We start from the raw sequence: 13,830 nt of genomic DNA on the forward strand, positions 1-13,830 counted from the left end.
TGGTCGCTCGTCGATGGCACTCGTCTATGGCCAAACGGCGACCGTGAATGGCATTCTATTCCAGGCTGCCGCTCTGGAACAGCCGTGGCATGGCGGCCTGTGACCAGTAGGGCACAGAAGCGCATGAATCGTGATCAAGCGTACGTCTGTGCGTTGCCACGCTGGAACCACTTCGCGGATTGAGCGTTGCGAGCGGATGATCAGACGATTTGCCTACGCCCTTATCTTCGTCCAGGTATCCATGGCGTCTGCGCTGGCTACGCAGGTATTCCTGTCGACCACCGAGGAAGCGCTTAAGTCAGAACGCTGGCTTGCGCTGGTGCCAAGCGAAAACGAGGGATGCGCCAAGGCGACGTGGCCCAATATTCCGCAACGATGTCTGCAGCGAGTCGAACCGAAGGTGGTGACGCTCGTGCTCAGCCAAAACAACTAATGGCTCTTGCAGGCTGCCATGCGCAGTTGGCTGCGCTGCCGCAGGACCAGCAACGTTCCGTTAAGCCTCGCGTAATCTCTGCAATCTATCTTGAATGCCAGATTGTCGAGGGTGACATGAGGCGCAAGTCGATACTGCTGTTTGCCTTCCCGGCCCTGATCCTGCTGATTCTGGCAGGGGAACGGATGGCGGCCTTCTTGCTGGGGGCCTTTCCTGCCAGTCCCACAATGTGGCGGATCTGGCTTGAGCTGCGGCCGCTGTCGACGATGTTCTGGCAACAGATCGATCTCTATCTGGGGGCGTCGATGGTGCTTGATGCCGCCATCTTGGCCGCCGCGTCGATCGTTTGCTGGACGGCGTGCCGCACAAGAAAGTCGGCTTCGTTCTTCTTCCTTGCAAATCACGTCGCCCTGCTTTTCGCTGGGTTGATGATCGCCGCCACCAGCCACTCCGAAACAGCCAGCACGATCGCCTCGTTCACCGTACCCGGCGGCCTTCCATTCTCACTAATGGTCGATTTTACCTTGAAGAACAGCCTTGTGCTGTTTCTGGGCCTGACAGCATGCGCCTACTGTCATGTTGCCTTCCTGAGCGAAACCCGACAGCGGTCCGAAGCGCTGGCCGCGAGGCTTGTTGCTCTGCAGCGAGATTACTAGGCAGCCCCACTTTTCCGGCGCTTGAGCGTTTCACCGTTTCACGGAAACAGCGAACCGCTCTATCTCTTTGTTTTGATGCGGTCCTCGGGAGCGCGCGCCACACTTTTCCCGGAACGGCCCTAGTTGATCTTCTTGTAGTAAACCTTGCCGTCGGCTTGTTGTATGCGCTGGTAGTTGGGGCTTGGGGCAGGTGCTACAGCTACGATCCTCTTTTTCGGAGCAGGCGGCGCATCGACAACGCTTGGCTCGGTCGCGTCTTCACCATCGAGAGCGGCGGGTGCCTCCGCCACGGCGTTGGCCGCGACCATCGACGGTTCCGCTGCGCTCGACACGACGTCGTCACCGGCAAGAGGCTGGCTCTGTTCCAGGCGGGCTATGCTCCTCTTGATTTCACCAAAGCTGCTCTGCAGTTGGCTGTCGAGCTTTTCAAATCGGCTCTGAAAACCGTTATTGACGGTGTCCAGCCGGCCCCCGATTCGTTGTTCGAACGTGCTGAGCTGTTCCAGGCGCGCTTCCAGAGAGCGCATATCGCTGATGCCGCGGGAGAGATAAACAGCGGCTACCACATTCACCAAGGTGATCAGGGACGTGCCGATAATGACCGCGCCGATAATGCTTCTGTCGCCCGGTTTCCCAACGGCAGCCTGCTCTCCAGTGCGGGTTGCTGTCCCAATCTCGATTGCCGGCATGTCCGGTTCGCTGATCATGGTCATTGAACCACCACCTTTGCGCCGATCGCGACGCGCTTGAAGAGATCGATCACATCGGTGTTGGTAAGGCGAAAACACCCCGATGTTCCGTCGAAGCCAACCCCTTTGGGATCGTTGGTTCCGTGAATCCGATAGAGCGTGTCACGCCCGTCCCGAAGCAGATAGAGCGCCCTGGCGCCGAGTGGATTGTAGGGACCGGCCGGCACCATTTGCGGCAGGTCCGGCTGGCGGGCGCGCATTTCGCGGGGTGGGCGCCATTCCGGCCATTCGGTCTTCGCCCCCACCTTGACGACCCCGGTCCAGCCAAATCCGTCGCGGCCGACGCTGATTTGATAGCGAAGCGCCTGGCCTTGTCGGGTCACCAGATAAAGCGCTTTCTCGTCCTTGCGGATAATGATCGTCCCGGGTTGTTCCGTGGTCTCAAAAGCGACAGTCTTGCGCAGGCTGGGGCCCATTGCCGGCAGCGGCGGCCGATCAGCAAGCGCCGATCGCGCGCTGGCGAAGTCCTGGACCGACATCGCCAGCGCCATGCCCATGACGCAGGCCAATCCCGGGCCAATCCGATACCTACTTGGCCGATACCTATTTGGCAGCGTCATCGAGCCGCTCTTTGAACATCCGCTTCAGGTCCTTGTTGAAGCGCGCACGCCCATCCACCTCGGCAGGCAGGATAGCACGGTTCAACGCATCGGCCAGAAGCGCATTGTCCAGCGCGACCGATTTGATGTGCGGCGCCTTGAAAATCTTTTCCAGCTCGCTGCGCGAAAAGTGGTTCCCGAACCATTTGCGCTTGTGCTTGTTGGCGACCAGCGTGATGCTGACGGCGTTGCCACGCAACTCACGGATCTTCTTGTAGAGCCGCTTGCCTTGCCGCAGCGAGGCGACGTTGAGTTCGAAGACGATGAAGATCTCATCGCTCGTCGACAGCACGGAATTATGCCAGCGCGTCTCGATGTTCGGCAGGTCGATGACGATGTCGTCGAACCGGTAGGCGACGAGGTCCAGCAGACGAAACACGAAATCGGCGCCCTGAGGCTCGAAAGGCAATTGCGGCCTCTCGAAGGAATAGAGGGTCAGCCCGGACGGACGCGAGAGCTTGATGACATCCATCAGCTCGACGTCGAGCCTTTCCGGCTGGCCGATGATGCCGCCGAGGTCGAACTGGTTGAACTGGTTGAGATAGGCGCCGCAATTGGCGCTCTGGAAATCGAGGTCGACCAGGCAAGTGGAAGCCGCCCGCTCTGTCGATTTCGAGGCCAGGTATTCGGCCGCCGACAGTGCCAGCGTCGTGGCTCCGGCGCCGCCGCTGGCGCTGATGAAGGTGATGATGCGGCTTTTCGTTCCCTGGTTGCCGGTGTCGTGGAAGGTCACGGCGTTCAGCAGTTCCTTGCCGTCGAGCGGCTTGTGCAGCCAGTCCGAAGCGTTCATGCGCACCAGCACGCGCGTCTGCTCCGACGACAGCTCGTCGGAGACAGCGATCAGCGGCACGGCTGCCCAAAGGGCGCGCGCTTCGACGATGTCCGGCCTGCCGAGCAACTCGCCATTGCCGAGGTCGAGGATGACGATGCCGGGGCGTGTGTCCGCCGGCGGACCCGTAAGAAAGTCGCCGGTATCGGAAACCCTGACGTCGTAGATCGCCAGCGCATCGAGGCGCGTCGCCACATCGCGCTTGAAATTAGGATCCGACGAGAACAGCGCCACCTGCTTTCGCTTGGTCGGTGTAACCTTGGTGTTGATGGCGTTCATGGGTATGCGACCTTCAAATCTTCGCCCGTGACCGTGCTCAGCATGGAGGGCATTGTCATATCGTTGAGACTAAGCAGTCCGCCCAGAAAGAAGAATTGGTAGGTCATATTTTGCAGGCTGACGCTGATTGTCGGCACTGGTCCCCCCAATCGTGTCTGGTAGCCAAGACCAGTGGCAGTATAGGTGATGACAACATTGGTGCGCCGCAGGCCTGGGAAGATGTGACACATGCCGGGCCGTATGGTGAGTCGCTGGGCTGCGGTTATTGTCGGACACAAATCGTTGTTGGTGACGGCCGTGTCGCCGCGGAATATGCGGCTGAAATTGGTAGCGCTGAAGGTGCCGCCATTGCTGCAGGCCCCGGTTGTACCGGTGTATCTACATACAAAGGGCCCATACGCCCCGGCAACAACCGGGGCGCCCGGCGATGCGATCGGCGCGGCAGCGGCAAGATTGGTTGCGACCGGGTCGGAGATGGATGCCAGCCGCGCACCAACCTGGACGGCCTTGGTCGCGGTATTCCACTGGTAGAGCGCGTAGCCGAAATCGACGAAGCCCAGTGTCAGCGCAAACAGCAGCGTCGAAACGATGGCCATTTCAACCATCGTTGCACCGTCTTCCGATTTTGCAAACTGCCTGATCATCCTCAGAACCGGATCAACCGCTCCTCATGGAAGCCGTTCAAAGTGATCGCGTCGAGGCCGAGCAAAGACAGCATGCCGATGCCGCTATAGGGATAGGCTCCCGTCACCCTGACGATGCACACCTGTGAGGTTGTGGAGCGGTATTCGGTGACACCGGCAACCACCGCGTCGTGGCACGAAGCGCTGGCCGCGATGGTCACCGTCACATTGTTGGATGCCCCCCCCGCTTTCACCCAGCCTTTGACGCGCGCGCTGCCTGTGCCTCCCACATTGCCGAACACCGCAATATTGGCGGCCATGGTGGCGCAGTTGATCGCCGCGAGGCCGTTGTCGGTGTACATCTGGCTGTTGCAGCGAGCGGCAAAACGGGCGGCGTCCGTGAGTCCGGCCTCCATCAGCAGCTTGTCGTGGATCAGATTGCCGAATTCGAACACGCCTGCCGACAGGGGCACCATCAGCGGCAGTATCAGCGCCGTCTCGACAATTGCGGTGCCGCGATGGTCGCGCCAAAATCTTTCGAGGTAACGGAACAGGGTGCTGATCATCGCCATCACCGGTAAAGCTGGGCTTCGTCGCGCAGGTAGTTGTCGAGCGTACCGCTACCGCCCTTGCCTGTGATGTCGACGAGTTCCACCATGATATCTTTTCCGTCGACGATGGGCTCTGTGATGAAGAAACTGGCGAATCTCCTGACCGGGATGCCTGTCTGACGGCCATTGAAATTTGTGCCGGCAGCAGCGAGCGCATTGCAGTCCAGGACTGCGCCGTAAAGCAGCCGGCGGTCAGGGATCGAGATCGGGGTACCGGCCCCAGCAGGCGGGATACCTTTTTCGCCACCAACAGACGCGTCTCCAACGATGTTGTTGTCGATCTCGTAGCGATACACCTCATACCGCGTCGGAAGGTTGGCGCCAGTGCCGGATAGGGCCGAAGGCACGGCGCGCGTGGGGTGATTGGCCGCCCAGTAGCGCGCGAAGTTCCAGTCGCCCGCGCCCATGCGGCCGCCCATCATAGTGCAGTTACCGGCGATCTGACACGAGTCGCGTTCAAGCCCGATGCCTTTGGTCGGGTCTGTTTGGTAGTTGACCTTGTTGTCCTTGACAAATTGGTCCCAGTTTATGGCACCCTTGCGCACATTGACCGCAGGTCCGTCCGAAAACGATGACGCATTGATGCCGAAGCGCGAGTTGATGCCATCTTTCACCGGACCGGAATTCTGTCCCGGCTCCGTGTCGACGCCGTCGCGCGAATAACAATTCTGCGGCTTGGAGTCGGCGAGCATCCTTTCGAGCTGATTGGCGCCGTTGCCAAACGGCGAAGCCAGGAAAGCGAAATTGCCGGGAAAGTAAGACCCGTCGCCACGCAGCTTGATCTGGCGACGACGGTATTGCCTGGTTTGCGCTGCCTGTTCCAGGGTGACGCCGCCGGTGATGGCCGTATTCTCATAGGGATTGCACATGAAAACGGGCGTGTACTCGCAAACGCCTGATGTGAAACCGGCAGTCGCCGCCGCCCCGATGGTCATAGAATAGCTGGTGCCGCCGGTCAGGAACGAGACCGGGAATATTGAGTCGAAGCCCGTCGGTGTGACCTTGACCTGTATGAATTTGGTCTCGTCTTCGCCAGTAGCCTGGTTGGCATTGGCAAGATAGGTGGCCTGGTTGGCAGTCGTTATCTGTGTGCCATCTGCGGGGGGAATCGCTTTGAGGAAGCACCAAGAAATGTTTCCGGCGGCGTTGCATCGTGCCGTGCCGCCCGGTTGCCCGGAGGTCAGAGTGAATCGGCCGGAGGTCGAGAAATTGCTCTCATTGTCGACCAAGGTCGCCATGGCGCGCTCTGCCCTTGCCCATGCACCGGGAAAGCCATCAAGCTCGGCTGCACCAGCTAGAGCGAATGAGTCGGCAGCCTTCTGCATGTCGTTCGAGAGATTGTTGGCCCGGCTCATGTCGATCACCACCAGCGAAAAACCGACGAGCACAGGCAACATGATGGCCACTAGAACGAGGGCTATACCTCTTTGATCGTGCCAGAACGCGCGAATGGTTCGCAACATGGCTTTACTCTTAGCTCCCTTGGCGCCGGAACCCCTCGTCCGCCTGGCGCCTTCTCGGCCGCATCCTTCTGTTCAATTCGCTCCGTTGTTCACTGCCCCGCCGACATTGACCGTGATCGCAGGCGGTGGCGGTGGTGGTGGTGGAAATTTGTAGTTGCGGGCGACAAGCGCCGCCCGCGTGCCGTCGCCTTCGATATGTGTGTTCTTCGCGTTCGGAGTGAACGGATCGACCGTCTGCGCCAGCGAATTGAATTTTTGTGTGTCGCCGGCGGCCAGGGTCACCGTGTCATAGTTGTTCAGATAATCGGCGGCGCAGCCCGATAGTGCACCGGCGCACAGAATGAGGATCAAGGCGCTATTTCTTGACATAGAGCATCTTGTCCTTCGATTTGAAGTCCAGCATGTGGCCATAGGGGCCAATCACGCCGTCGCCTGTTTCGTATTTTCGGATCATGTCCTTGTTCACCTCAAGCTGACCGAGCACGAAGAATTCCGGATCGTTGGCCGGCCGTGTCTTGTCGAACGGCGTCGCCAGTTGTTCGCCGGGCTTCACCGGCCGCACGACATGCGGCGTGACGATCACGACCAGTTCGGTCTCTTCCTTCTGGTTGCTCGAATTGCGAAACAGCGTGCCGATGACCGGCACCTGGCCGAGCCATGGCACCTGTTCCTGCAGCTTGGTGGTCTTGCTCGACAGCAGCCCTCCGACCGCAAAGCTCTGGCCATCGCGCAGTTCGACGACAGTATCGAGCTTGCGGTTGGTGAAGATCGGATCGCCGGCGCTGGTGAAGCCGGTCAGATCGCTAACCTCCGGCGCCAGCTTCATATGGATCTTGCCGTCATCGAGGACGACCGGCGTGAACAGGAGATTGACACCGAATTGCTTGTACGTGACGGTTACCTGGCCATCATTGCCGACGACACGGATAGGCACTTCGCCGCCGGCGTTGAAGCTGGCTGGCTCACCCGAAAGTGTTGTCAGGTTGGGATTTGCAAGCGTGCGCACGACCCCTTTGGCCTCGAGCGCTTCGATGATCAGGTCGACCTTGATGTTACTGTCTATGACCTGGGTGATCAGTGTTGCGAAAGGGTTCGACGTCGACAGCAGACCCGACACCAGATCACCAGGTTTTACGCTCCGTGGCTGGGCAGCTGCGATGCCCGTTCCAAACTTGGTTGCATTGCTGTCCCTGCTTCGGAACGATACGCCGAGATCGCGGCCGGCATTGCGCTTGGCCTCAAGCACGCGGACCTCGAGATTGACCTGCTGGCTGTCATCGACGATGACGGAATTTATTATGGCGTCAGGCCCATATTGCTGCACCACCTCCATGATGGATGCCAGCGTCGCGCCATCTTTGACGTGGCCGCCAAGCCTCACCTTGCCGTTGATCGAACCGATTTCGATGCGCGCCCTGGGCGCCACCTGGCGGATCGCCTGCGCCATGTCGCTGACGTCGACGCCGACTTCGATCTGGATCACGCCCAGCGAACGCTTTTCCGGGGAGAAGAGATTGACAGTGGTGGTGCCGGCGCTCTTGCCGATGACATAGAGCGTGCGGTCGGTCATCGGCTGGGCATCGGCGATCTTCTCGTCGCCGACAACGATATCGCCGAGATTGGCGCTCACCTGGAGCGTCACCGACTGCGACATCGGCAGGAAGATGCGATGGACGCTCGGGTTCGATACGTCGATGAACCGGTCGGCTGCTTCAGCTGCCGCAATCGACGTCAGCAGCGCAGCCAAACAAGACAGCGCGGCCGCCGCTACCCTCATCCAAAACCCCTGCATCCCCATCTCCCAAACTGCTGCCGCCGGCAGCCCCCGCTTCGCCGCGCGCCCTTTTATGGCTGTCGCGGCACGTCATAGGATTCGAGCTTCACGCCGCGAAACACTCCCACTGTAACATTCTTCGGCGGTGCCGGCTCCAAATACTTTATAACTTCCTTGACGACTTCGGTTGATGCGGGTGCCGTCACCACGGCCGGAACCGGCTTGACCTTGCTCAACTCGTCCACGGCCTTTTCCAATCCGGCGATCTTGGCGTTCGCGCGCTGACGTTCGGCAGCGGCGGCGGCGTCGGCCGCGGTCTGTTTGTCCAGTTCGGCCTGCCTCTTTGCGACATCGTCCGGCGTCTCGCCGGTCAGATCGGAAAGCGTGACACGTTCGGTCGTCTCGCCCTTGCTGCCGGCGGCCTGGCGCAGTGCAAGAGACAACTGCCCCGCGCCGGCGGCCAGCGTCAGTTTCTGCGCGTCCTTTGTGCTGGCTTCCAGCGTCACCGACTTAACCACCGTCGGGCTGTCCTTGCTCACGTCAGCGACCTGGTCGACGGCAAGCACTTTCATGCTCTGCAGCAGAACGTCGACAAAACTCTTGTCGGAACCATCTTCACCGCGCACGGAGCGCGTCAACAGCACATCAACCCGGTCGCCCGGGAAGACGAAGCCGGCGACTCCGAGCACATCGTTGACCCTGATGGAAACGGCTTTCATGCCTTCGCCGAGCACTGCCGAAAGCGTGGCGCGCTGGCCAGGACCGGTGATCTTGGTGGCGAGGATCGGCTCGTTGGCGCTGATCGCCTGCAGTGCCTGCTTCGAACCTTCTCCGGCCAGCAGATCCTTGGTGGTCTTGAAGGCTCCCGCCGGGACGGCGCCCGCGGGCCAAGCTATCTCATGCAACTTGTCGGCGCTCAACGTGTCGCCGAATTTCAGTGGCAGTGCCGCGACAACGATCGTACTGCCTGTGCCGGGTGATTGAGCCAAGGCAGTACGCTGGCCAGCCAGCCAGATGTTGATCAGCACGACCGCCAGCACTCCGAAGATGCCGGCGAGGACTATCATAATAAGCGTGTTGGCGCGCATAACCCCAAGCCCCCAACCAATAGAGCGGGAATTCGCCCGCCACGACTGAATTCAGGCCCGGGTTTGGACAACCCGGGCCTGATGCCGATCAAATGATCAAGAACCGCTACCGCTGGCGCAAGTTCCGATACCGGAATTGTCCATGGCGGTGCAAAGGCCCGTGAAGCGGCCCGTAACCCACCCGCCGATACCGATGATGAAGCCGATAGAGGCGACTGCGATGATGCCGATCAGGATAGAATATTCGACCATAGCAGCGCCGTTTTCGTCGTCGCGGAACTGCCGGGTCATCGTCATGAGCTTTTTCATGTCAATTTCTCCCTCTGGAGGTTTTAACCCGACGAGACAGAGCCAAGGATGAACCCCATACCCAAGCATCCCCCGTCACCTCAATCCTAGGTCGCACCAAAAAGCAGAGTCAAACGGATTAACAGTTCCTTAACCTTCGAATACCTGATCAGAAGCCACTTAAATTTTGACAAGAGCTTGATTCGTTTAATTTTTCAAGCCGCCTTAACCATTCGTTCACAATTCCGCCACGGTGCCGCGGCGAGGCAGCTAAATTAGTGTCCCTGCATATTCGTTTATATCTAATGGGTTAGAGAAGGCTTCCTGAAGCGCACGGCTTGTTGCGTGCCGAAAGGTTCCGTGAGGTTCGGCGGAAGGCCGCTTTCCTGAAAGATAAGACGTCCTTTTCCAGAAGCCATTCTTAACTATGTTGCAAGTATCGGTCGCCTTGACCTTGTTCGGCGCTTGTGCGCCTCGTGGTTAACGCTTAGTTTCAGCCTGGGGATTTTAGAGGGCTGGGCGAAATGTTGGGCCGCTTCATCAAGGGACCGAGTGAGCCGCAGGCGCTGCAGCAGCAAGCGCCGCAGCCGGCAAGTGTTTCGGCATCAACTCCGGCGCCGGAAGCCGAACCGCACGGCGACGATTTTCTGACGCTCAAGGTCGAGCTGCACCGACACCTGATTGACAGGTTCAATCTTTCCGCTCTTGAAACAGCGTCCAAGGACCAGATCCTCAACGAGATCCGCCCGATCGTGCGCGAGTTCGTTCGCACTCGTGCCGTGCCGCTAAACGCCCGCGAGCTGGATCAGCTGACCAGCGACACCGCTGACGAGATGCTCGGTCTCGGACCGATCGAACCGCTGCTCAAGGACGATTCCATCACCGACATCCTCATCAACACGCACGACCGCGTGTTCATCGAGCGGCGCGGCGTGATCGAGGAGACGGCAATCCGTTTCCGCGACGAGGCGCATCTGTTGCGCGTCATCAACAAGATCGTCTCGGCTATCGGCCGGCGCGTCGATGAATCGGCGCCTATGGTCGACGCTCGCCTGGCAGACGGCTCGCGCGTCAATATCGCGGTACGACCGATTTCTGTAGACGGTCCGCTGGTGTCGATCCGCAAATTCTCCAAGAATCCCTATTCGCTCGAACGCCTGATGGCGTTCAATTCGATACGCCCGCCAATGATCGAGCTGCTGCGGATCGCCGTCCAGGCGCGCAAGTCGATCCTGGTCTCGGGCGGCACCGGCAGCGGCAAGACGACGTTGCTCAACGCGTTGTCGAGCTACATCCCTTCGAAAGAGCGCCTGATCACCATCGAGGACGCGGCGGAACTGCAATTGCAGCAGCCGCATGTCGGCCGTCTGGAGACGCGGCCACCGAATGTCGAGGGCAGAGGCGAGGTTCGTCAGCGCGAACTGCTGAAGAACGCGCTTCGCATGCGGCCGGACCGCATCATCGTCGGCGAGGTCCGCGGCGAGGAGGCCTTTGACATGCTGCAGGCCATGAACACCGGCCATGAGGGATCGATGACCACGATCCATGCCAACACGCCTCGCGACGCCATTTCTCGTCTGGAGCAGATGGTCGGCATGGCCGGCATGCCGATGACGCACGAATCCATCCGGGCACAGATTGCTTCCGCCATCGACATAATCGTGCAGACGCAGCGGCTCGCCGATGGCGGCAGGCGCGTAACGTCGATTTCCGAGATTACCGGCATGGAAGGCAATGTCGTCCAGCTGCAGGAAATCTATAACTTCGTGAGGCGCGATGTAACCGCGGATGGAATGATCATCGGGGATTTTCGCGCCACCGGTGTCCGTCCGCGCTTTGCGCCTGAGGCCGCAACGCTGGGGCTCCATTTTGCCAAGGATGCCTTCAACCCGCAGGTCGCCCTCTGATGCTTACCGGACAGGCGCTGCTTTATTTCATCTACGTGGTCGCGGCAGCCGCCGTGATCCTTGCCGGCGAAGCCCTTTACCTTTCTCTGGCCAGTCGCCGCTCCCGACTGGTGGCAGTGAACCACCGGCTCCGCCGTCTCGCTGATGACGCGCCCGCGGAACAAACCTTGCAAGGTTTGCTGCGAGAACGCGGCCTGACCGATTCAGGAGATTTTGTCTTCGGCTATGTCTCGCTGAACAGGCTTTATACCCAGTCCGGCATCACCGGAAACCCGATCACCTTCGCAGCGTCGTTTTTTCTGGCCGGCCTGACGTCGGCCTTGCTGCTCTGGCTTTTCCTGCACGTAGCGGTGCCGGCGGCCTTCGTCATCTTTCTCGTGGTGGGCTTTGCCTTGCCTGTTCTTGTTTTGCGCCGGGCACGCAACAGCCGGATCAAGAAATTCGCCAGGCAATTGCCCGATGCACTGGACATGATCGTTCGTTCATTGCGCGCGGGGCATCCTGCGTCAGTTGCGATAGGTCTCGTCGCCCGCGAGATACCTGATCCGCTTGGCACGGAATTCGGCATCGTCGCTGATGAGATTACGTTCGGACTCAGCATGGAACAGGCTGTGCGGAAATTGACGCAACGGGTCGGCTTCGAGGGACTCAATTTGCTATCGGTGTCCCTTTCTATTCAGGCGAGGACCGGCGGCAATCTCACCGAAATCCTGGCGAATCTCTCGAACGTGCTGCGGGAACGCCAGAAACTGCGGTTGAAGATCAGGGCGTTGTCGGCCGAAGGCCGGGCCTCGGCCTGGATCATTTCCTTGTTTCCGCTCGTCATGTTTGGGGTGCTCTGGATCATCGCGCCGGGCTACTATGGCAAAGTCTGGAGCAGTCCTCTGATTACGCCTGCTTTCGTCATCTGTGGAAGCTGGGCCCTGTTGGGAGACTTCATCATGTATCGAATGGTTAATTTCGATTTCTGACAGGAGCGAGTCATAAATCCCTTTTCGAACACCGGCGACCTGACCTTTTTTGTCTCCATCGCGGTCTTCGCGTCGGCGGTCGCGCTGTTCCTGTTTGCGGCGCTGGTCTTCCTGCCGGCACTGCAAACGCGGAAGCTGGTCGCGGACAGCCTTTTGGGCGAAGGCTCTGTCGATCCGCGATCGATCCTGGGACAGGATCGTCTCGCCAAGATCGCGGCGCAGAAGCCGGTTGAAGCTTACTTCAAATCGATCGAGAAGGAACGCACCGAGCCCAATGCTCTGGAGGCGAAACTCTTCCGCGCAGGATTTTATCGAGCGAGTGCGCCTGCCGTCTACACGATTTGTCGCCTCGGCGCGGTTTGTATAGGCTTTCTGGCCATGTATGCGTTGCTGTCGTGGGTGATGCCGCCACGACTGCCGGGATTCTTGACTTTCGCTGGCGCGGCCTTGTTTGGGTTGGGCTGCATTGTCATTCCCAGCATCATGCTCGACCGGTTCGAGAATTCACAGAAACAGATCTATCGTCGCGCCTTCCCCGATTTCATGGATATGATGATCACTTGCGCCGACGCCGGCATGAGCCTCGAGGCCGCGGTCGAACGGGTAAGCCAGGAACTTGCGGCCACGCACAAATGGCTGGGAATTCAGCTCACGATCATGAATCTGCAGCTGCGCGCCGGCAAGCCGCTTCGGGAAGGGCTTCGCGAACTGGCTGACCGCATTGGCCTTGACGAGGCGCGGGCGCTGGCCGTGCTGTTCCGGCAGTCGGAAGAACTGGGCACCAGCCTGACTGATGCCCTGCGTGTCTACAGCGCGGAGATGCGTAGCCAGCGGATTCTGCAGGCGGAAGAGCGCGCCAATTCCTTGCCCGTAAAAATGATGATCCCACTGGGACTTTGCATCTTTCCGGTGGTTATGATGGTAATCATGCTGCCGGTGATCATTCGCATGAAGGGCATTTTCTTCTAGTTGCGTATATGCTCTGTTCCTAATATGGGTCGGGGGACTCGGGGAGATTGTATGCAAAGGCCAATAGCAGTCGTAGCCGGCCTGTTCATGATGACGCTCGTCGGCTGTCAGACGAATGGGGCGGACGGTGTCGTTCGCACCAACGAGCCGTCGAAAGGCGACGTAACATCCTTTGGCGATGCCTTCGACGGGTTGAAGACAGTCGGCGATGTTGAATACTACGCCTCGGACCAGGCCGTCGCGGAGGCCAAGAACCAGTTCCGCGCTGAAAATTACGGCAATGCCGGGGCCTTGTTCTTCAAGGCGACTCAGCTCGCTCCCAATGATGGTGGCGCCTGGATGGGACTGGCCGCCTCCTGCGACCGGATACACCGCTTCGACCTTGCCGATCGGGCCTATGGCCGTGCCTTCAAGCTGGTTGGCGCGACGCCCGAATATTACAACAATGTCGGCTATTCCTATCTGCTGCGCGGTAAGCTTCAGGACGCGCGCAGCAATTTCCTCAAGGCCTACGAACTGGCGCCCAATGATCCGACCGTGGCCAACAATCTGAAGCTGCTATCGTCCAGCGTGCAAAACATCGAGCGGTAG

General features: G+C 59.6%; 16 protein-coding genes. 6 read left to right on the top strand and 10 right to left on the bottom strand.

What is annotated here, in order from left to right; all coding sequences use genetic code 11:
* Positions 1-130 precede the first annotated feature (130 nt).
* Positions 131-433, top strand: a complete 303-nt coding sequence (locus AC1DYJ_RS25645; protein WP_477285239.1) for a hypothetical protein — start codon at positions 131-133, stop codon at positions 431-433.
* Positions 433-1,089 (top strand): hypothetical protein, encoded by a 657-nt coding sequence (locus tag AC1DYJ_RS25650; RefSeq protein ID WP_477285237.1) that lies wholly within the window; start codon positions 433-435, stop codon positions 1,087-1,089. Before AC1DYJ_RS25645 ends, AC1DYJ_RS25650 begins: the two co-directional genes overlap by 1 nt.
* Before the next feature lie 119 nt (positions 1,090-1,208).
* Here AC1DYJ_RS25650 and AC1DYJ_RS25655 read toward each other — a convergent pair whose 3' ends face one another.
* The 10 genes from AC1DYJ_RS25655 to AC1DYJ_RS25700 all read right to left on the bottom strand — a co-directional run bounded on the left by AC1DYJ_RS25655 (position 1,209) and on the right by AC1DYJ_RS25700 (position 9,413).
* Positions 1,209-1,802: a hypothetical protein gene (locus AC1DYJ_RS25655; protein ID WP_477285235.1), complete on the bottom strand. Its 594-nt coding sequence runs from the start codon at positions 1,800-1,802 to the stop codon at positions 1,209-1,211.
* The gene (locus AC1DYJ_RS25660; RefSeq protein WP_477285233.1) at positions 1,799-2,398 is read right to left on the bottom strand and encodes a L,D-transpeptidase; all 600 of its coding nucleotides are present in this window, start codon (positions 2,396-2,398) and stop codon (positions 1,799-1,801) included. Before AC1DYJ_RS25660 ends, AC1DYJ_RS25655 begins: the two co-directional genes overlap by 4 nt.
* Complete coding sequence (locus AC1DYJ_RS25665; RefSeq protein ID WP_477285231.1) at positions 2,382-3,545, bottom strand: CpaE/TadZ family protein; 1,164 nt, start codon at positions 3,543-3,545, stop codon at positions 2,382-2,384. The genes AC1DYJ_RS25660 and AC1DYJ_RS25665 overlap by 17 nt, the downstream gene beginning before the upstream one ends.
* The gene (locus AC1DYJ_RS25670; RefSeq protein ID WP_477285229.1) at positions 3,542-4,189 is read right to left on the bottom strand and encodes a TadE/TadG family type IV pilus assembly protein; all 648 of its coding nucleotides are present in this window, start codon (positions 4,187-4,189) and stop codon (positions 3,542-3,544) included. Before AC1DYJ_RS25670 ends, AC1DYJ_RS25665 begins: the two co-directional genes overlap by 4 nt.
* Positions 4,190-4,191: 2 nt before the next feature.
* Complete coding sequence (locus tag AC1DYJ_RS25675; protein WP_477285543.1) at positions 4,192-4,740, bottom strand: TadE/TadG family type IV pilus assembly protein; 549 nt, start codon at positions 4,738-4,740, stop codon at positions 4,192-4,194.
* Positions 4,740-6,242 (bottom strand): TadE/TadG family type IV pilus assembly protein, encoded by a 1,503-nt coding sequence (locus tag AC1DYJ_RS25680; protein ID WP_477285227.1) that lies wholly within the window; start codon positions 6,240-6,242, stop codon positions 4,740-4,742. The genes AC1DYJ_RS25675 and AC1DYJ_RS25680 overlap by 1 nt, the downstream gene beginning before the upstream one ends.
* Positions 6,243-6,314: 72 nt before the next feature.
* A complete protein-coding gene (locus AC1DYJ_RS25685) occupies positions 6,315-6,593 on the bottom strand; it encodes a hypothetical protein (RefSeq protein ID WP_477285226.1) in 279 nt (92 codons plus the stop codon).
* A 4-nt stretch (positions 6,594-6,597) separates the two neighbouring features.
* On the bottom strand, positions 6,598-8,034 hold the full coding sequence (locus AC1DYJ_RS25690) for a type II and III secretion system protein family protein (protein ID WP_477285224.1): 1,437 nt from the start codon (positions 8,032-8,034) through the stop codon (positions 6,598-6,600).
* Between the two features lie 53 nt (positions 8,035-8,087).
* Positions 8,088-9,104 carry a Flp pilus assembly protein CpaB gene (gene cpaB, locus AC1DYJ_RS25695; protein WP_477285222.1) on the bottom strand — a complete coding sequence of 339 codons (1,017 nt, stop codon included), beginning with the start codon at positions 9,102-9,104 and terminating at the stop codon, positions 8,088-8,090.
* 96 nt (positions 9,105-9,200) lie between these two features.
* Positions 9,201-9,413, bottom strand: a complete 213-nt coding sequence (locus AC1DYJ_RS25700; protein ID WP_477285221.1) for a Flp family type IVb pilin — start codon at positions 9,411-9,413, stop codon at positions 9,201-9,203.
* 503 nt (positions 9,414-9,916) lie between these two features.
* Here AC1DYJ_RS25700 and AC1DYJ_RS25705 point away from each other — a divergent pair.
* From AC1DYJ_RS25705 to AC1DYJ_RS25720, 4 genes are read left to right on the top strand one after another with little or no spacing between them, the layout of a single operon-like run.
* Entirely contained in the window at positions 9,917-11,299 is a 1,383-nt protein-coding gene (locus tag AC1DYJ_RS25705) for a CpaF family protein (RefSeq protein WP_477285219.1), read from the top strand.
* Positions 11,299-12,270, top strand: a complete 972-nt coding sequence (locus AC1DYJ_RS25710) for a type II secretion system F family protein (RefSeq protein ID WP_477285217.1) — start codon at positions 11,299-11,301, stop codon at positions 12,268-12,270. Before AC1DYJ_RS25705 ends, AC1DYJ_RS25710 begins: the two co-directional genes overlap by 1 nt.
* Before the next feature lie 12 nt (positions 12,271-12,282).
* Positions 12,283-13,239, top strand: coding sequence for a type II secretion system F family protein (locus tag AC1DYJ_RS25715; protein WP_477285541.1), 957 nt, complete (start codon positions 12,283-12,285; stop codon positions 13,237-13,239).
* Positions 13,240-13,290: 51 nt separating this feature from the next.
* Positions 13,291-13,830 (top strand): tetratricopeptide repeat protein, encoded by a 540-nt coding sequence (locus AC1DYJ_RS25720; RefSeq protein ID WP_477285215.1) that lies wholly within the window; start codon positions 13,291-13,293, stop codon positions 13,828-13,830.

Source organism: Mesorhizobium sp. P2_B11, assembly GCF_056404855.1.